Source organism: Novosphingobium sp. PhB165 (assembly GCF_004341845.1).
GTDB lineage: Bacteria > Pseudomonadota > Alphaproteobacteria > Sphingomonadales > Sphingomonadaceae > Novosphingobium.
The window spans coordinates 57870-76020 of record NZ_SLVB01000006.1 but is presented as its reverse complement, the minus strand read 5'-3'; the positions used below and the strand labels follow the sequence as shown (position 1 = coordinate 76020).

At 66.3% G+C, this 18151-nt stretch carries 22 protein-coding genes; 17 read left to right on the top strand and 5 right to left on the bottom strand.

Features of this window, described 5'->3' with window-relative positions; genetic code table 11:
* Window positions 1-100 precede the first annotated feature (100 nt).
* The 17 genes from EDF56_RS17405 (at window position 101) to EDF56_RS17325 (ending at window position 13698) form a co-directional block, all read left to right on the top strand.
* Window positions 101-1273, top strand: a complete 1173-nt coding sequence (locus tag EDF56_RS17405; protein ID WP_132389781.1) for a phage portal protein — start codon at window positions 101-103, stop codon at window positions 1271-1273.
* Window positions 1270-1578, top strand: a complete 309-nt coding sequence (locus tag EDF56_RS17400) for a DUF6127 family protein (protein WP_132389779.1) — start codon at window positions 1270-1272, stop codon at window positions 1576-1578. Before EDF56_RS17405 ends, EDF56_RS17400 begins: the two co-directional genes overlap by 4 nt.
* 149 nt (window positions 1579-1727) lie before the next feature.
* Entirely contained in the window at window positions 1728-2063 is a 336-nt protein-coding gene (locus EDF56_RS17395) for an HK97 family phage prohead protease (protein ID WP_243652703.1), read from the top strand.
* 66 nt (window positions 2064-2129) lie between these two features.
* The gene (locus tag EDF56_RS17390) at window positions 2130-3269 is read left to right on the top strand and encodes a phage major capsid protein (RefSeq protein ID WP_132389775.1); all 1140 of its coding nucleotides are present in this window, start codon (window positions 2130-2132) and stop codon (window positions 3267-3269) included.
* A gap of 121 nt (window positions 3270-3390) precedes the next feature.
* Complete coding sequence (locus EDF56_RS17385) at window positions 3391-3939, top strand: hypothetical protein (RefSeq protein ID WP_132389773.1); 549 nt, start codon at window positions 3391-3393, stop codon at window positions 3937-3939.
* Complete coding sequence (locus tag EDF56_RS17380; RefSeq protein WP_132389771.1) at window positions 3936-4118, top strand: hypothetical protein; 183 nt, start codon at window positions 3936-3938, stop codon at window positions 4116-4118. Before EDF56_RS17385 ends, EDF56_RS17380 begins: the two co-directional genes overlap by 4 nt.
* A 3-nt stretch (window positions 4119-4121) precedes the next feature.
* Window positions 4122-4511 carry a DUF3168 domain-containing protein gene (locus EDF56_RS17375; RefSeq protein ID WP_132389769.1) on the top strand — a complete coding sequence of 130 codons (390 nt, stop codon included), beginning with the start codon at window positions 4122-4124 and terminating at the stop codon, window positions 4509-4511.
* Between the two features lie 194 nt (window positions 4512-4705).
* Window positions 4706-5113 (top strand): phage major tail protein, TP901-1 family, encoded by a 408-nt coding sequence (locus EDF56_RS17370; RefSeq protein WP_132389767.1) that lies wholly within the window; start codon window positions 4706-4708, stop codon window positions 5111-5113.
* Entirely contained in the window at window positions 5110-5421 is a 312-nt protein-coding gene (locus EDF56_RS17365; protein WP_132389765.1) for a gene transfer agent family protein, read from the top strand. Before EDF56_RS17370 ends, EDF56_RS17365 begins: the two co-directional genes overlap by 4 nt.
* Window positions 5418-5615, top strand: coding sequence for a phage tail assembly chaperone (locus EDF56_RS17360; RefSeq protein ID WP_132389763.1), 198 nt, complete (start codon window positions 5418-5420; stop codon window positions 5613-5615). The genes EDF56_RS17365 and EDF56_RS17360 overlap by 4 nt, the downstream gene beginning before the upstream one ends.
* Window positions 5605-6180, top strand: a complete 576-nt coding sequence (locus EDF56_RS17355; RefSeq protein WP_132389761.1) for a tail tape measure protein — start codon at window positions 5605-5607, stop codon at window positions 6178-6180. Before EDF56_RS17360 ends, EDF56_RS17355 begins: the two co-directional genes overlap by 11 nt.
* Window positions 6181-6200: 20 nt before the next feature.
* Window positions 6201-8546: a DUF2460 domain-containing protein gene (locus EDF56_RS17350; RefSeq protein WP_132389759.1), complete on the top strand. Its 2346-nt coding sequence runs from the start codon at window positions 6201-6203 to the stop codon at window positions 8544-8546.
* Window positions 8543-9367 (top strand): DUF2163 domain-containing protein, encoded by an 825-nt coding sequence (locus tag EDF56_RS17345; protein WP_132389757.1) that lies wholly within the window; start codon window positions 8543-8545, stop codon window positions 9365-9367. Before EDF56_RS17350 ends, EDF56_RS17345 begins: the two co-directional genes overlap by 4 nt.
* On the top strand, window positions 9364-9756 hold the full coding sequence (locus EDF56_RS17340; RefSeq protein ID WP_132389755.1) for a C40 family peptidase: 393 nt from the start codon (window positions 9364-9366) through the stop codon (window positions 9754-9756). The genes EDF56_RS17345 and EDF56_RS17340 overlap by 4 nt, the downstream gene beginning before the upstream one ends.
* 9 nt (window positions 9757-9765) lie before the next feature.
* Entirely contained in the window at window positions 9766-11958 is a 2193-nt protein-coding gene (locus EDF56_RS17335; protein WP_132389753.1) for a phage tail protein, read from the top strand.
* A 46-nt stretch (window positions 11959-12004) separates the two neighbouring features.
* Complete coding sequence (locus EDF56_RS17330; protein WP_132389751.1) at window positions 12005-12463, top strand: DUF2793 domain-containing protein; 459 nt, start codon at window positions 12005-12007, stop codon at window positions 12461-12463.
* A gap of 191 nt (window positions 12464-12654) precedes the next feature.
* Entirely contained in the window at window positions 12655-13698 is a 1044-nt protein-coding gene (locus EDF56_RS17325; RefSeq protein WP_132389749.1) for an OmpA family protein, read from the top strand.
* Between the two features lie 163 nt (window positions 13699-13861).
* On the opposite strand, the gene queC is transcribed toward EDF56_RS17325, so the two are convergent.
* Genes queC through EDF56_RS17300 form a run of 5 tightly spaced genes read right to left on the bottom strand, consistent with a single transcriptional unit; the run spans window position 13862 to window position 18132 of the window.
* The gene (gene queC, locus EDF56_RS17320) at window positions 13862-14560 is read right to left on the bottom strand and encodes a 7-cyano-7-deazaguanine synthase QueC (RefSeq protein WP_132389747.1); all 699 of its coding nucleotides are present in this window, start codon (window positions 14558-14560) and stop codon (window positions 13862-13864) included.
* A 39-nt stretch (window positions 14561-14599) separates the two neighbouring features.
* Window positions 14600-15055 (bottom strand): hypothetical protein, encoded by a 456-nt coding sequence (locus EDF56_RS17315; RefSeq protein ID WP_243652665.1) that lies wholly within the window; start codon window positions 15053-15055, stop codon window positions 14600-14602.
* A gap of 55 nt (window positions 15056-15110) precedes the next feature.
* Entirely contained in the window at window positions 15111-16019 is a 909-nt protein-coding gene (locus tag EDF56_RS17310; RefSeq protein ID WP_132389745.1) for an Hsp33 family molecular chaperone HslO, read from the bottom strand.
* A complete protein-coding gene (gene argF / locus EDF56_RS17305; RefSeq protein ID WP_132389743.1) occupies window positions 16016-16942 on the bottom strand; it encodes an ornithine carbamoyltransferase in 927 nt (308 codons plus the stop codon). The genes EDF56_RS17310 and argF overlap by 4 nt, the downstream gene beginning before the upstream one ends.
* Entirely contained in the window at window positions 16942-18132 is a 1191-nt protein-coding gene (locus EDF56_RS17300) for an aspartate aminotransferase family protein (RefSeq protein WP_132389741.1), read from the bottom strand. Before EDF56_RS17300 ends, argF begins: the two co-directional genes overlap by 1 nt.
* Window positions 18133-18151 lie beyond the last annotated feature (19 nt).

Below are 18151 nucleotides of genomic sequence, written 5' to 3'. Positions count from 1 at the left end.
CGCCAAATCTCACTTCTCTTCTCCGCGTCTCCGCGCCTCCGCCTGACCCCATTCAGCGGCCTCAACCGCTCCACCAGACACCCATTGAAAGGAACCCCTAGTGTCCTTCATCGAAACGCTCGTCGCCGCCTTCAAGGGCGAGAGTACCCGCGTGCCCCTGGCGCGAGGGCCGGCTTCGCCATGGTTCTTCGCCGACTGCGGCGGCGGGCGTGCTCCTTTCGAATACAGTTCGGCCGTGCGCCGCGCCTATCTCGAAAACCCCGTGGCCCAGCGCGCCGTGCGTCTTGTGGCCGAGGGGATCGGCGGCGCGCCGCTCAAGCTGGCTGACCCGAAGCTGCTCGCCCTCGTGAGCGAGACCAGCGCCGGCCAGTCGCTGCTGGAAACGCTGGCCTGCCACCTGCTGCTCCACGGCAATGCCTATGTGCAGGTGCTCAAGGACGCGCGCGGTCGGCCCGTCGAACTGTTCGCCCTGCGGCCCGAGCGCGTGACGATTGTCGCCGGCGAGGACGGCTGGCCCTCCGCATACGCCTATGACGTCGCCGGACAGCGTCTCGCCATCCCGCTGCTGGACGAGGACGCCGCGCCCAATGTGATTCACATCCGCCATTTCCACCCGGCGGACGACCATTACGGCGCCGGTTGCCTCGCCGCCGCCGACGAGGCGATTGCCACGCACAATGCCGCCGCGCAGTGGAACCGCCAGCTTCTGGAAAACGCCGCCCGCCCCTCCGGCGCGCTGGTCTACGAGGCGGAGGGCGGCAACACGCTGACCACCGAGCAGTTCGACCGCCTCAGGACCGAACTGACCCACGCTTATGCCGGCGCGACCAATGCCGGGCGGCCGATGCTGCTGGAAGGCGGACTGAAGTGGCAGGCCATCGCGCTGACACCCGCCGACATGGACTTCGCCACGCTCAAGGCCGCCGCCGCGCGCGACGTGGCGCTGGCCTTCGGCGTGCCGCCGATGCTGCTCGGCCTGCCCGGCGACGCCACTTACGCCAATTACCGCGAGGCCAACCGCGCGCTCTGGCGACTGACGCTGCTGCCGCTGGCGAGCAAGATCTTTGCCGCGCTTTGCGAGGGTCTCTCGCCGTGGTTCCCCGATGCCGCGCTCGCCATCGACCTCGACCGGGTGCCCGCGCTGTCAGAGGACCGTGAGCGGCTCTGGGCGCAAGTCAGCGCCGCCGATTTCCTCGACGACGCCGAGAAGCGCGCCCTGCTCGGCCTGCCCGAGCGCACATCCACGTCCCAGGATCAGGAGAACAAATCATGAACCAAAAGGACATGCTGGCCGGTCTGCTGGCGCAGGCGGCCGCCGAAGGCAGCGAGTTGGTGACTTTGCGCGCCATCGTCGAGGAAGCGAGCGAGGTCGGCGCGCGCCGCATGCTCATGCGCATCGGCCTCGATGACGCCACCGCGCCGGGAGACCTCTCCGAACTGCGCGAACTGCTGCAGGCCTGGCGCGACGCCAAGGCCAGCGCGCAGGCTGCCGCGATCGGCTGGATGGTGCGCGCAGTGCTGGCCGCGCTGCTGCTTGGTCTTGCCGTGCGCTGCGGCACGACGGGGCTGCTGCGATGATCCTTCGACAAGCTCAGGATGAACGGCTTCGACAAGCTCAGGATGAGCGGCTTCGACAAGCTCAGGATGAGCGGGTCCAGCAACCTCGCCTTCCCCTCCGTTTCGCAGGCTACGCCGCACTGTTCGACACCCGCGACGCCGGGCGCGACATGATCCGGCCCGGCGCTTTCGCCCGCACGCTGGCGGAGCGCCGCGATCCGCTTCCACTCTATTGGCAGCACCGGTCGGACTTGCGCGTGGGCTGGGTCGAGACCGCCGCCGAGGATGCACGCGGCCTGCGCGTCATCGCGGCGATCGACAATCCCGACGGCGCGGCGGGCCTCGCACTCCGGCGCGGCAGCGTGACTGGTCTGTCGTTCGGCTATCGCGCGCTTTCCAGCCGCACGGGGGCCGAAGGCCGCGACCTGCTCGACCTCGAACTGTTCGAAGTCAGCCTTGTCACTCACCCGATGCAGCACGGCGCGCGGGTCCATCTCGTTTCCTGACCTTCCCCAATTTCTCCTGCTTTCCGCCGCCGCACCGGCGGCACCATCGCGAAAGGTGAATGCCCCATGGAATCCACTTCCCCGGTTGAAGCACTCGACTCCTCGTTCGATCTCGTCGCCCGTCAGGACGCCACCGATGCCGCCGTCGACGCCCTGCGCGGCGATGTCGAGGATGTGAAATCTCGGCTCGACCGCGTCAGCCGCGCCGCTGCCCGCCCGCTGATCGCAGGGGCAACCAGCACCGCCAGCATCGAAGTGAAGGGCTTCGTCGACGGCTACTTGCGTATGGGCCGCGAGACCGAACTCAAGTCGATGTCGGGCATGGTCGCCTCGGACGGCGGCTATGCGGTCCCGCGCGAGATCGATGCGCTGATCGCCAGCCGCCTCAAGAATATCAGCCCGATCCGCTCGATCGCGCAAGTCGTCCAGACCGGCACGGCAGGCTATCGCAAGCTCATCAACACCGGGGGCACCGCCTCGGGCTGGGTCAGCGAGACCGCCACGCGCCCCGAAACCGCCACGCCGAGCCTTGCCGAAATCGCCCCGCCCACCGGCGAACTCTATGCCAATCCGGCCGCCAGCCAGGCCATGCTCGACGATGCCATGTTCGACATCCAGTCGTGGCTGGCGGACGAGATCGCGATGGAATTCGCCCGTGCCGAAGGCGCTGCCTTCATCAACGGCACCGGCACCAACCAGCCCAAGGGCTTCCTTGCCGCGCCGAGCGCCGCCACCACCGATGCGGTGCGCCCGTTCGGCACCTTGCAGTTCATGGTTTCGGGCAATGCCACCGGCTTCGACACCGCGCCCGAACTCAAGCTGATCGACCTTGTCCATTCGCTCAAGGGCGGTCACCGGCAGGGCGCAAGCTGGGTGATGAACTCGGCCACGCTGGCGGTGGTGTGCAAGCTGAAGGCGGCGGACGGCTCGTTCCTCTGGCAGCCGGGCCTGATGGACGGCCAGCCGAACCGCCTGCTCGGCTATCCGGTCGTCGAAGCCGAGGACATGCCCGATGTGGCGGCCGGTGCCTTCCCCATCGCCTTCGGGAACTTCCGCGCGGGCTATCTGATCGCGGAACGCAGCACCACCTCGATCCTGCGCGATCCCTATACCAACAAGCCCTTCGTCAACTTCTACGCGACGAAGCGGATCGGCGGGCAGGTGCTCGATTCGGACGCGATCAAGCTGCTCAAGATCTCGGCCTGACGAAGGCGGCCTCATGAAAGCGGACTTTGTCGGGGGAGCCCCTCCCTGGCGCGCCGCTTTCTCGCAGGAGGCGGCAGCGCGCCGCCTCCTGCACCCCATTCCATCCTGATCGGAGTAGCCCATGAACCGGGTCATCCTTACGCCGGCCGTGCTGCCCTCCTCGGCGCTTGCCGAGCTCAAGCAGTGGCTCGGCGTGACCACCGCGCGCGACGACGCACCGCTTTCGGGCCTGCTCGCCAGCGCGCTCGACATCTTCGAGGCTTTTACCGCACAGCTACCCTTCACCGCGCAGTGCGAGGAAGTGCTGCCCGCCCGTCCGGGCTGGAACACGCTTGCGACCCGTCCGGTGCAGGCGATCACCGCAGTCGATAGCATCGACGCCGATGGCACTCGCTTTGCGCTGCCGGCCGGAACCTACGAAGTCGACCTCTGCGCCGATGGCAGCGGCTGCGTACGCCTGCCGATACTTTCGGGCGCGACGCGGGTGGCCGTGCGCTTCACCGCCGGGCTCGCCGCCGATTGGGACGGCCTGCCCAACGCGCTGCGCCACGGGATCATCCGCTTCGCCGCGCATCAGCATCGCGAGCGCGAGAGTGCAGGCGCGGCACCCTTGCCGCCCGCCTCCGTCGCCGCACTGTGGCGGCCATGGCGCCGGATGCGGCTGGCATGAGCACGCCGATGATCGCGGCCGACGCCGACAAGGCCTTCGACGACCTCGCCCAGCGCCTCACCGCCCGCGCCGCCGCTCTGGCCGCCGCACACGCCGAAACGCAGGAGTTCACCGCACGCGAGGATGAGAGCCGCTGGCGCCGGGCCGATCTCGTCTGGCCGCTTTTCGCGAAAGGATAGCCCATGGAAATCGCCCTGCGCGCCGCGCTGATCGACTGGCTTGCCGCAGATCCCGTGCTCGGCGCCGAACTCAACGCCGTGGTGGAGGAGGCGCCCTCGCGCACCAGTCTGCCCTGGCTGGCCATCGCTTCCAGCGCCAGCACTGACTGGAGTTGCAAGACCACGCCGGGCCGCGAGGTTCGCGTGGCGCTCGAACTGCAATGTCGGGGCGACACGCCGGATACGGCGGCCAGCCTTGTCGCGGGCATCGAGGCGCGGGTGGAAAGCCTGCCGCGCGATCAGCCGGACTTCGAGGTCGTCAGCATCGTGTTCCTGCGCGCCCGTGCCGAACAGCGTGGTGAAAGTCGCCGGGCGATCCTGCTCGAATATCGTTTTCGCCTGTTGGCGGGCTGACTCTTTTCGACAGCTTGGGGGTGATCCTTCGACAAGCTCAGGATGAGCGGAGTCAGTGGGCCCCTCCATGAACGAGGCAGGAAGCGCCCCTCCCCGTCCGCTCAGGCTGAGCCTGTCTAAGCCCTCTCCCGCCCCGCTCAGGCTGAGCTTGTCGAAGCCCCCCGTAACACCGCCCCACCACAAGGAGCCACACCATGCCCGCCCAGAACGGCAGCGCTTTCCTGCTCAAGATCTCCGATGGCGCCACCCCCGCCGCCTATCAAACCGTCGCCGGCCTGCGCACCACGCAGATGTCGGTCACCGGCGACACCGTCGTCATCACCAGCAAGGACAGCGGAGGCTGGCGCGAGCTGCTCTCGGGTGCCGGTGCCCGCTCGGTTTCGGTGAGCGCCGCGGGGATCTTCCTCGGCAGCGCCGCCGAGGCCAAAATCCGCGCCAATGCCCTGGCCGGCACGCTCGACGATTACGAATTGAGCTTCGAGGACGGCGACCGCCTGCGCGGCAAGTTCCTCGTCCAGCGGCTCGACTATGCCGGCGATTTCAATGGCGAGCGCAATTACACCATCCAGCTCGAAAGCTCGGGCTCGGTCATCCCGGCATGACTCAGGTCAACCCGCTGCGCGGCGAGGCCACGTTGGAGATCGGCGGCACCGCGCATCTCCTGCGCCCCACGTTCACCGCGCTGGTCGCGGCCGAGGACGAACTCGGCCCGCTCTTCGCCCTCGTCGAGCGGGCGGGCGCCGGCCAGCTTCGCCTTGCCGAACTGGCCGCTCTGTTCTGGCACTGCCTCGCCCGCCGCGAAGGGCTGACTCGCAATATGGTGGGTGAGGCCGTGGTGACGCAGGGCCTCGCCGCCTGCGCCGCGCCGCTGCGCATGCTGCTCGGGCAGATCCTCAAGGGCACCGCGTGAACTGCGATTTTGCGAATGCCGCGCTGGCGCTCTGTGCTCTCGCGGCGCGGACGCTGGGGTGGCGACCGCCGGAATTCTGGGATGCCACTCCCGCCGAACTCGCCGCCGCACTCGGCCTGTCCGGCGGTGACCAACCCGCCGGAATCGACCGGGCCTTGCTCGAAACCCTGATGGAGCGCGATCATGAGCGATGAAATCGATAGCCTGCTGGTGAACGTACGAGCCAGTACCGATGGCTTCACCCGCGATATCGCCACGATGCGATCGAGCATCGACGGCAATCTCGTCGGCGGCTTCACCCAGGCCGGACAGGCGCTGGAAAAGGGCCTGACCAGCGCGATCCAGCGCGGCAACCTTGGCTTCGACGATCTCAAGCGAGTGGCGACAAGCGCCCTTTCGGGCATCGCCGCCCAATCGATGCAGGGGCTGTTCGGCTCGCTCGGCGGCGGCACGTCCACGGGTTCCGGCACCACGTCAGGCCTGTCGGGGCTGTTCTCCGGCCTGCTCGGCCTACCGGGCCGCGCCACCGGCGGCAATGTCTCGCCGGGGCGCGGCTACGTGGTGGGCGAACGCGGACCCGAGATGTTCGTGCCGACCTCGGCCGGGCGGATCGAGACCGGCACCGGCGCCTCAAGCAATCGCGACGTCAAAGTCGCCATCAACCTCACCGGACCGCGTGGAAGCAGCGTGCCGCAGTCGCTCCGGCGCTCCTCGCGCCAGGTCGCCAGCGCGGTGCGCCGCGCGATCTCCACCCGCTGATCCGCATCGAAGGACCCGACATGGCATTCTGGCTCGCGAAGACCCGCGAGGGGCAGGCAAGCGACTGGATCCAGCGCTTCGACCCGCGCTTCTGGACCGTCAATTTCCCACGCCCGATGATGGCCGCCGTCGTCTCCACCGGCCCGGATTCGCTGCGCGTGGACGCCTCGTTCCTGCGCAAGGGCGACCTCGGCGGGCTGATCTGGGAGAGCGCGGACAAGTACGATCATCCGCTGCTGTCCTACCGGACCGACCGCGACTATTCGCACACCTCGCTGAGCTTCCGCTGGCGCTCCTCGGGCGTGTTGCCACTCAGCGACGTCTACGGCCCGACGCTGACCGTCGAGGGCCGCGATCAGGCGGGCAATGCGCGCACCTGGTACGTGCGCCTCTGGAACTACGCCAAGGGCAGCGGCGACGATGCGATCGTTACCTTGCGGTTCTCCGCGCTGGACGGCGGCTTCATGCTACCGTCAGAGGCCGATCCGGTCTGGCCGCGCGATATCGACCGGATGTTCATTTCGTTCGCCCCTCCCGGCTACGATGGCAGCGCCGATCCGCTGGCCGCCGAAGCCGAGGGCTGGTTCGAACTCAGCGAAATCCGCGCCGACGGCGCCCGCGCCATGCTGGAGATCGGCGATGTGATCGTGCCCCCGCACGGCCTCGCCATCGCCACGGGCTTCGATGACGAGGGCGTGCAGACGCCCGCCCGGCTGGTGCGCAGCGCGATCCAGCTCGGCTATCGGGGTTCCATTGTCCACTATGTCGGGATGAGCCACTACTTCCGGCTCGCATACACCGGGGGCGGCTACTTCGTCGGCGGCGCGGGAGATCCGCTCAATACGCCGACCCGCGCATGGCACCGTGCGTTCTTCGCCGAATGCATCGCCCGAGGGCTCAGCCCTGTCGCCTCGCTCTCCTACGAAGTGCTCGACCAGCACGCACCGGAAAGCTGGAAACAGCGCGACCTCAACGGGAATCCCGCCCGCACCGGCTGGGACCCGCCTTCGACGCTGCTGTCACCCGCCTGCGCACCGGCCATGAGCTGGCTCCAGTCCGTCGGCGCGGCCTTTGTCGGGCTGATGACCGGGGCCGGTGCGCCGGTCCGTTTTCAGGTTGGCGAACCCTGGTGGTGGACATTCGCGGATGGGAGGATCTGCCTCTATGACAGTGCCGCCCGCGCCGCATTCGGGGGATCGCCACCGGCCATCACCGATATGCGCGGCTCCCTCGACGCGGCGCAACAGGGGCTGCTCGATGCGGCGGGCGCGTTGTTGGCGAAATCGACGGCCGATCTTGTCGCTGCCGTCCGCACTGCCGCGGCCGGCAAGCCGGCCGAGGCGCTGGCACTGGTATTCACGCCAACGCTACTCGATCCCGCCATGCCCGAACTCCGGCGTGCCAACCTGCCGCTGGGCTGGGCCGCTCCCGCCTTCGACCGGCTTCAGGTCGAGGATTACGACTGGCTGACCGCAGGGGCCGATGCCGCGCGCCGGAACGCCTATGAAACCATCGACCAGCGCCTCGGCTACCCACCCGAAGCGCAGGACTATCTCGCCGGTTTCGTGCCCGATGCCGCAAGCGCCGATCAATGGCGCCGCATCGACGCCGGGATCGACGAGGCGCTGGGCCGCAAGCCCCACGAAATCGTGGTCTGGGCGCTGCCGCAAGTCTGTCGCGACGGCTTCGTCCGCCTGCCGCCCATTCCGACCGACAGTTCAGGAGCCGACGCCATGCAGGCCTTCGACGATGTGCCCTACCCCATCGCTCTGGGCCGGGATGCCACCGTAATTCCCGAGTTCTCGACCACGATCTCGGTCACCGCCTCGGGCTTCGAACGCCGCAACAGCCTGTGGTCGAACGCGCGGCTGCGCTTCGATGTCGGGCCCGGCGTCCGCTCCGATGCCGAACTGGGCGTGCTGATCGCCTTCTTCCGCGCCCGCAGAGGCCCCGCGCGGGGCTTTCGCTTGCGCGATCCGAGCGATTTCAGCTCGAACGGCATGATCGGCATGCGCACGGCGGCGGATCAGGAACTGGGAACCGGCGACGGCCTCCAATCCGATTTCCCGCTGGTGAAACGCTACGGCAGCGACGAGGCCGCGCAAGTCCGGCGCATCACGCGCCCCGATTTCGAAACCCTGCTCGTTTCCGTCGACGGGGTCTTGCAGGCGGGCAACTGGACGCTCGGCGACCTTGGCGTGGTCCGCTTCAACACGGCGCCACGGGCAGGGGCGGTCGTGAAGGCAGGCTTCGAATTCGACGTGCCGGTCCGCTTCGCGGAGGACAGCCTTGAAATCGCCGGCGCCGCCTTCGCGGCGGGCGAAGCACCCAGCGTGCCGGTGGTCGAGATCCGGGAGGCATCATGACGCGAACCTGGTTTTCATCCGACCTTGAAACCGTCGCGACTTTCTGGCGCCTGCTGCGCCGCGATGGCGTGACGCTCGGCTTCACTGCGCACGACGCCGACTTGTGGTTCGACGGCGTGCTCCACCTTGCCTCGCCGGGGATGGTCCCCTCCTCGATCCGTAAGTCGGCAGGCTTCGAAGCCGACAGCGCCGAAGTGCAGGGCGCACTCACGCACGAGGCGATCTCCGCCGCCGATCTGACCGCCGGACGCTTTGACGGCGCCACCGTGCGGATCGGCCTGATCGACTGGGAAACCGGTGAATCGCTGCTGCTCTATGCCGGGACACTCGGCTCGATCAGCACCGAAGATGGTCAGTTCTCGGCCGAACTCGTCTCGCGCAAGGCCGAACTGCAACGCGATCCGGTACCACGCACAAGCCCGGCCTGCCGTGCCGCGTTCTGCGGTCCGGGCTGCAATCTCGGCGCAGCGGGGTTCACCGATGAAATGCGCGTGGCGAGCCTCGATATCGCCGTAAATGCAGTTCGCGTCGATGCGGCGACCTCTCCGGCACGCCATTCCGGCGGGACACTGCGCTGGCTCGACGGGCCCATGGCGGGCGAGGCCATGGGGATCATGGCGGTCGAGGGCGATGGTGCGCTGGTGCTCGACACGCCGCTCGATAGCGGAATCCCGGTCGGCGCGCGCGCGCTCGTCCGTGAAGGCTGTGACCACACGCTGGACACGTGCGCCGCTCGCTTCGGCAATGCCGCCAACTTTCGCGGCGAGCCCTACCTTCCGGGCAACGACCTGCTCACCAGTTATCCCACGCCAGCTTCGTGACCGGCGCGGAACTGGCGGACGCCGCCCGCAGTCTGGTCGGGGTGCCGTTTCGGCTTCACGGACGCGATCCCCGGCTGGGCCTCGACTGTCTGGGCGTTCTCGCAGCCGCGCTGGGAGAGTCCGTACGGCTGCCGAACGGCTATCCGATGCGGGGTGGTGACGCCGACGCAATTGCGGGAATCGCTGTCGCGGCGGGCCTTCATCCGGCGCGGGGTCAAACCGAACCCGGCGATATCCTGCTGCTTCGCCCCGGCCCCTACCAGCATCACATCGCCATTGCGACCGGTAGCGACACCATCGTCCATGCCCATGCCGGGCTGCGCCGTGTCGTCCATGGCCCCTTGCCGCCCGAATGGCCGACCCTCGGCCATTGGCGCCTTCATCCTTGAGGAATCGACATGGCAACCCTCGTTTTCAGTGCAGTCGGAACCATGGTCGGCGGGCCGATCGGCGGCGCGGTGGGCTCGCTGGTCGGCAGCCAGGTCGATGCCGCGCTGTTCGGATCGCCCAACCGGCAAGGCGCGCGGCTCAAGGAGCTGGACGTCACCACATCGAGCTATGGCCAACCGATCGCCCGCCACTTCGGGCGCATGCGCGTTGCCGGGCAGATGATCTGGGCCGCCGACCTTGTCGAGCACAGCGAAGTGCTGGGGGGCGGCAAGGGCGCAGCATCGGTCACCAACTATAGCTATACCGCCAGTTTCGCGGTCGCGCTGTCTAGCCGGCCGATCCTCGATCTTGGCCGGATCTGGGCCGATGGCAAGCTTCTCCGGGGCGAGGCGGGAGATCTCAAGACCACCGGAACCCTGCGCATCCACACCGGCGCGGGCGATCAGGATCCCGATCCGCTGCTGCTCACCGCCGAAGGAAGCCGCTGCCCGGCACACCGCGACCTTGCCTATGTGGTGTTCGAGGACCTCGACCTGTCGGACTTCTACAATCACATCCCCTCGCTGACGTTTGAAGTGATCGCCGACGAAGGGTTCGATCTGGCAGCGATCCTGGGCGAGGTGATCGACGATACGGATGCCGCTGTCCCGCTGGACGGCTTCCTAGGCTTCTCGAACGAGGGACCGCTGGTCGATGCGCTTTCGGCGCTCGATCCGGTCTATCCGCTCGATGTCGATTGCGCGGGAACGACCATCGTGATCGGCCGCGATCGATTGCAATCATCCCCCATCGCGCTGGGCGAAGCGACGACGGCGGTGGAGGACGGTGAATTCGGCGCCGCCACCGGGTTCTCCCGCAGCCGCGCGCCCGTCACCGAGCAGCCGCTGGCCGCGCTGCGCTACTACGAACCGGCGCGCGACTATCTGCCCGGGATCCAGTACGCCACCGGGCGGCCGTCGCCGGGAGAGCCGCGCGTGATCGAGCTTCCCGCCGCGCTTGAGGCTGCCGATGCCCGGGCTCTGGTCGAGCGGACCTCGCGACGGCTCGACTGGAGCCGCGACACCCTCTCCTGGCGCACCGGCGAACTCGACGCGGCGGTCGCGCCCGGCTCCCTTGTCACCCTCCCCGGCATCGCGGGGACCTGGCGTGTGCGCGAATGGGAGTGGCGGGACACCGGCGTCGAGATCGCCGCCGAACGCGTTGCCCCATCGGGAACGGCAATGGTTCCCGCGCTCGCCACCGATCCGGGCCGGAGCCATCCGCAAGCCGACCTGCCGCTGGCCGAGACCCTCCTCACCGCTTTCGAACTGCCTTACGATCCGGCCTCGGGTACTGCCGGCATTGCCCGCCCCTTCGCCGCCCTTTCCTCGGCACAGGCGAATTGGACCGGAGCAGCGCTTTACGCCGACCGGGGCGACGGCCAGTTGCAGTCGATGGGGCCAAGCGGACGCACCCGCAGCGCCATTGGCACGACGCTGACCGCGCTGGGAGCCCAGAGCCCGCTCATCTTCGATCGCACGTCACGGCTGGTCGTCAGGATGGCCGATCCCGCGATGCAGCTTGCCTCCGTCAATGCGCGCCAACTGGCCGAGGGCGCCAATCTCGCGCTGGTAGGCGGGGAGTTGATCCAGTTCGCGCAGGCGACATCGCTGGGAGACGGTTCATGGCAGCTCGAAGGCTTCGCGCGCGGCTGCGGCGGCACGGAAGACGGGATCGCCGGTCATGCGCTGGGCGAGGGTTTCTTGCTGGTGGACGGCCGCGCCGTCGCGCTCGATCCGGCGTTGCTGGGAACGGCCGCCGCGCGCAGCGTCGTCGCAATCGGCCGGGGCGATGCCGATGGGGTGCGCGCGCCGATTGCGCTGTCCGGTCTCACTCTCCGTCCGCTCGCGCCGGTCCATCCTCGCCGGACCGTGCTTGCGGATGGGAGCTGGCGGCTGGAATGGACACGCCGCGCGCGCGGCATCCAGCTCTGGCAAGACGGCGTCGACGTTCCGCTGGTCGAAGAGGCGGAGAGCTATCTGGTCACATTCGGTCCCGTCGATGCGCCGCTCGCAATGTGGACAACCAGCGCGCCGTCGACCGACCTCGCTCCCGATATGCGCGCCGGGCTGGCGGCGCAGTCTCCCGGACAATGGCTCCGCGTCGCCCAGGTGGGCACTTATGCGCGGTCCGCCAGCCTGGACCTGTGCGTGCTGAACTGACCCTGCGCGCGACTATCTTCCATCCACCAGTGCGGAAAATCAGCTCATGACCGACCCCATCGCATTCGACAGCACCACGCCGCGATTCGCCCTGCCGCTGCTTTATACGGCCCAGACCCGCAAGGAGACTTTCGTCAACGAGGCCTTTGTTCGCACCGATGTGCTTCTGCACTGCGCCATTGGCGGCGAAAGCGTCTCGCCGCCGAAAAATCCGACCGATGGCGATACCTGGATCGTCGCCAGCAAGGCCTCGGGCGATTGGGCCGGTAACGACGGCATGCTGGCCAGTTATCAGAGCGGCGGATGGACCTTCATAACGCCGCGTGACGGAATGCGTGTATTCGACCGCTCCACCGGGCAGGATCGGCTGTTTTCGGGCTCCTGGAGAAAAGCTTCTCCGCCCACGGAACCAGTTGGTGGCTCAACAGTTGATGGGGAGGCTCGGGCTGCCATCGCCAATCTGGTGGCGTCCCTGCAAGCCGTGGGTATCCTGCCTTCGGTGTGACCAGCGCCAATGCAATAAGGGTCAATTCGATGCCGTCGATTTCGAAGAACGGAGTCACAAGACGGCACCAAGGCCCCGAAAACGCGACATTCTTGCAACACATGTCGTCATTGTGCGCTTGCACGCTGTTTGTTGAGGGGGTAGACACTTACGGCACTCGGTGGCTCCAAATCTCTTAGTAGGGGAAACGTATGAGGAAACTCGTCATCGGACTGGCGCTGGCTTCGACAGCTATCGCCACGCCCGCGTTCGCGCGCGACGACGCTTGGTATCTGGAACTCGACTTCGGCGGCATGATCGTCGAAGACGCTAACGCGACGATCAATGGCGTCAGCCACGCTGGCGATTACGACTTCAAGACCGGCTTCGACGGTGGTGGCGTGATCGGCTATGACTTCGGTGCTTTCCGTCTGGAAACCGAAGCCAGCTATCGCCAGGCCAAGATCGGCACCTACACGGACGCAGCTGGTCCGCTCAAGGGTACCGGTAACGCCAGCAACCTGTCGTTCATGGTCAACGGCCTGCTCGACTTCGGCAAGGATGATGGCCTTCAGGGCTTCGTCGGCGGCGGTGCGGGCGTTGCTCGCGTCGATCTCGACAATGTCGACGATTCCGACACCGGTTTCGCCTGGCAGGCACTGGCAGGCATCCGCGCTCCGCTCAGCCGGAATGTGGACATCGGCCTGAAGTATCGCTTCATGAACGTCGACAAGGTCAAGGTTGTCACCACTGCTGGCGACGATCTCAAGACCCGTTGGCGCTCGCACTCGCTGATGGCGACGCTGGCTTACAACTTCGGCGAACCGGCTGCTCCGCCGCCGCCGCCCCCGCCGCCGCCGCCGCCCCCGCCGCCCCCGCCCCCGCCCCCGCCGCCGCCTGTGGTGTGCAACAAGGGCCCGTACATCGTGTTCTTCGACTGGGATAAGGCCGACATCACGCCTGAGGCCGGCACCATTCTGGACAGCGCGATCACGGCTTACGGCAACTGCAACAGCGTGCCGATCATGCTGGCCGGTCACACCGACCGTTCGGGTAGCGCCAAGTACAACATGGGCCTCTCGGCTCGTCGTAACGACTCGGTCCGCGCCTACCTCACCAGCCACGGCATCCCCGACGGCGCAATCTCGAGCCAGGCCTTCGGTGAAACGCAACCGCGCGTTCCCACCGCAGACGGTGTTCGCGAACTGCAGAACCGTCGCGTCGAAATCACTTACGGTCCGGGTTCGGGCATGTAAGCGATCCGGCAACGGACAAGATTGGGGGGTCGGAGCAATCCGGCCCCCTTTTCTTTTGCCCGCACTTCATCTGCGGACACTTTCCCGCTGGATGACAGGGCAAAAAGAAACGCCCCACTCAAGCGAGCGGGGCGTTTCTTTTTTCTAAAACCGAGGGCGGAAATCAGGCCGCGTAAAGTGTCGTATCGATAAGCCCTGCATCCGCGAACCCTGCCTTGCGGAGACGGCAGCTGTCGCATAGCCCGCAAGCCCTGCCATCGGGCTGCGGATCGTAGCACGACCAGCTCATCCCGGCCTCAAGGCCAAGACGGTCCGCCTCGCGGGCAATGTCCGCCTTGCCCAGGAACTGGAGCGGCGCGTGGATCTTGAACTTCGTGCCTTCATCGCCGTCCTTCGTCGCCAGAGTGGCGATGTTTTCGAAAGCCGAAATGAATTCTGGGCGACAGTCGGGATAGCCGGAATAGTCCAGCGCATTCACACCGATGAAGATGTCCGCTGCACCGATCGCCTCGGCCCAGGCCAAAGTCAGCGACAGGAACACCAGATTGCGAGCCGGGACGTAGGTGACCGGAATGCCCGGTTCCAGCCCTTCTTTGGGAACCGTTATATCGTCCGTCAGCGCCGAACCGCCGAACTGGCGCAGATCAAGCGGCAGGATGACGTGACGCTCGGCTCCCAGCGTTTCCGCGATCTGCCGTGCAGCGTCGATTTCCCGGCGATGGCGCTGATTATAGTCGATCGTCAGGGCATTGAGCGCGAATCCAGCCTCACGGGCAAGAGCTGCGGAAACCATCGAATCGAGGCCTCCGGAGAGAAGGACAACCGCCTTGCGCGCCGACGGATTTGGGGAAGAGTCTTGCATGGTCTCCGCGCTAAGCCTTCGCAGGCGCGATGACAACCGTCAGCCGCCGCAGTCGCCCACCCGGCGGGCTTCCGTCACGAAGGCAAATGGCTGACCGTTGGCGATGCCCTGACTGTCTATCTGGACCAAGGCATTGGTTTCGCGTCGAACATGCGTGCGCCCAAAGCCCCGACCTGTACATGTGTATTGGACGGTGACTTCGTTGGCCCTGTCGTCAACCACCACGGTATGGCAATCCTCACCGGGATGGCGCAGCTGGATAAGGTCCCGCCCGTTGCGCACGCAAAGCTTTCTCGCACCGTCTCTGAGGCCGCGAAACTCCCAGGTTCCCCGTTCGAGCTGGTCGAGCATCGCCAATGGTTTCTTCTGCGCCGCGGCCGGCAACGACACGGCTGCCAGACCGATGCACGCCAATCCGATAAGACCTGCCTTGGCCACCCTTTTCAGGTTGGAAGCAGCATGTTTCTCCGACATCGGGCCGTCCGTTTTGTCCATGGGGTAAGCCTTAGAACATCCCGATCGGCTTTCACAACCAGCGAGTATGAGTCGATCAGGCCGGGATATGCAGGATTTTCGAACAAAAAGCGCAATCTACCGGGATCTGGCCGGTCTCGTCGCGCATATCGACACGCTCGCTCTCGGGGAAGCGCGAGAGGATTTCCCGGTAGTACTCCACGGTGCAGCGGCACCCGCGCTGGAGCAGGAGCAGCGGCTCGACCCGAACCTCGTCCTCCTCATGGAAAAGGCGCCAGACAAGCTGCTCCAGATTGAGCACCGGATCGACCAGTTCCTCGCTCCGCACGCTTCCCGCCATGACCGCGACATGCTCCCAATCGGGATGCTGGTCCTTGGCATGCAGGCGTTCCTTGCCCTCTTCCCCATCCGGAAGATGTTGGACAAGAAGCCCGCCCGCCACGCAGCGCGGTCCATTGGAACGCACTGAGATACGGATCAGGGTGGGCACCTGTTCGGATTGCGCGAAGTAGCTCTCACAGGCGTGGGCCAGCGAAGCGCCTTCAAGCGGGACGACGCCCTGATAGCGCGTGCCGGAAACTGCAAGGTCGAAGGTGATTGCCAGGAAGCCCTTTCCGAAGATGGCCTCCAGCGAGCAGTCCTCGTCAAGGCGTTCGGCCAGATCCGGGTCGTGGCGCAGATAGCCGCGCACCTCGCCATTGCGGTAATCGCAGACCAGCAAGTCCACGGCTCCGCCTTCGGCTTGCGCCTGAAACGTCAGCTGCGCATCCTCATCCTTGAGCAACGAACCCATCAGCGCCGTCAGGACGAGTGCTTCGGCAAGGACGTGCTTGACCACCTTGGGATAGGCGTGTGCCGAAAGCACCGTCTCCAGCACCGGGCCAAGCCTCAAGACCCGCCCACGCGCATTGCGCGAGGGGACAGTGAAAGCCAGTGCCCGGTCGAAGCCGGTATCGTCGGTTCGGATGAGGATGTCTTCGTTCACAGCTTGCCCAGCGCCCAAAGCAGGACCGACTTCTGCGCGTGGATGCGGTTCTCCGCCTCGTCCCACACGACCGAATTCGGCCCGTCGATCACTTCGTTCGTCACTTCCTCACCGCGATGCGCGGGAAGGCAGTGCAGGAACTTCGCTCCCGGCGCAGCCTTGGCCATGAGCGCGGCATTGACCTGATAGGGCTGCATGGCGGCAATGTGCTTCTCACCGCCGGCCTGTCCCATCGAGACCCAGGTATCGGTGACCACGACTTGCGCGCCTGCGACGGCCTCTTCGGCATCGCTGGTCAGAATGACCTCGCCGCCGGCGGCACGTGCGCGGGCAACGAAGGCTTCGTCGGGCTCGTAGCCCGCCGGACCGCCGATGCGGATGGTGAACTTCATCAGTCCGGCCGCCTCGATCAGCGAGTTGGCGACATTGTTGCCATCGCCCAGCCAGGCCATCTGAAGGCCCGGCAACGAGGCCCCATGTTCGACGATGGTCAGGAGGTCCGCGACGATCTGACAGGGATGCGAAAGGTCGGTCAGGCCATTGATGACCGGAACATCGGCGTAATGGGCCAGTTCCTCGATCTTCGCGTGATCGTCGGTGCGGATCATGATCGCATCGACCATGCGGCTGAGCACGCGTGCGGTGTCGGCAATCGTTTCGCCACGGCCGATCTGGGTGCTCCCTGCCTCCATGATCAGCGCGCTGCCACCGAGTTGGCGCATGGCCATGTCAAACGAAACGCGGGTACGCGTCGAATTCTTCTCGAAGATCATGGCCAGCACATGACCTGCCAGAGGGGCATCGGCATCCGGGCGGCCCTTGGGCCAGCCCTTGCGCGCCGCCTTGCGGTCAATCGCATCATTGATCATCGCGGCGACCATGTCGCCGCCCGCATCGCCGAGGCCGAGGAAATCGCGTGCCATTACGCAACCTCTTCCGGCTGGTAGCTTGCCGCAGCGGCAGAAAGCTTCTCCATGAATTCGTCCATGTGGCTGTCATCGATGACCAGCGGCGGTAGGATGCGCACCACGTTGTCTCCGGCAGAGACCGTCAGCAACTGGTGATTGTCGCGCATGTGGGCGACGAAAGCGCGCGGCTCGACCTTGAGCTTGAGGCCGATGAACAGCCCCCGGCCGCGAACCGAATCGAACAGCTCCGGATAGTTGCCGATGAACTGCTCAAGGCGCGCCATCAGCCGCTCGCCCTTGCTGCGAACCTCGGCGAGGAAATCTTCGTTGGCGACAGCATCCAGCACCGCGCCGATTGCCGCCATGGCGAAGGGATTGCCACCGTAGGTCGAGCCGTGGGCGCCGATGACCATGCCGCGCGCGGCCTTTTCCGTTGCCAGGCAAGCGCCAACGGGGAACCCGCCGCCAATGCCCTTGGCAGTAGACAGAACGTCGGGAACGATGCCGTACTGCTCATAGGCATAAAGCGTACCTGCGCGACCGACGCCGCTCTGCACTTCGTCCAGAATCAGGATCAGGTCATGTTCGTCGCACAGCGCGCGCAAGCCCTGGAGGAATTCGGGCGACGCGATACGGATACCGCCTTCACCCTGGATCGGTTCGACCAGGAAACCTGCGGTATTGGGGCCAATCGCGGCCTTGGCAGCCTCAAGATCATCGAATTCGACGTACTTGAAGCCGGGCAGCAGGGGCAGGAAGCCCTTGTGCATCTTTTCCTGGTTGGAAGCGCTGATCGTCGCCATCGTCCGCCCGTGGAAGGCGTTGTTGAACGTGATCAGCTCGTACTTCTCATCGTTGCCGACATGCTGGTGGTAAGCCCGCGCCGTCTTGATCGCGCACTCGACGGCTTCCGCACCCGAATTGGTGAAGAACACGGTGTCGGCAAAGGTCAGATCGACAAGACGCTTGGCGATCGCATCACCCTGCGGGCTACCGTAGAGATTGGAAACGTGCATCAGTGTCTCGGCCTGCTTCTGAATCGCGCCGACGAGGCCGGGGTGCGAATGACCGAGCAGATTGACCGCAATGCCGCTTGCGAAATCGAGGAATCGGCGACCGTCTTCACTGATGAGATGGCAGTGTTCGCCGCGAACGGGCCGAACGCCGCACCGGGGGTACACAGGCATCAGCGGAGTGATCGACATGACGTTATTCCTCGAAATA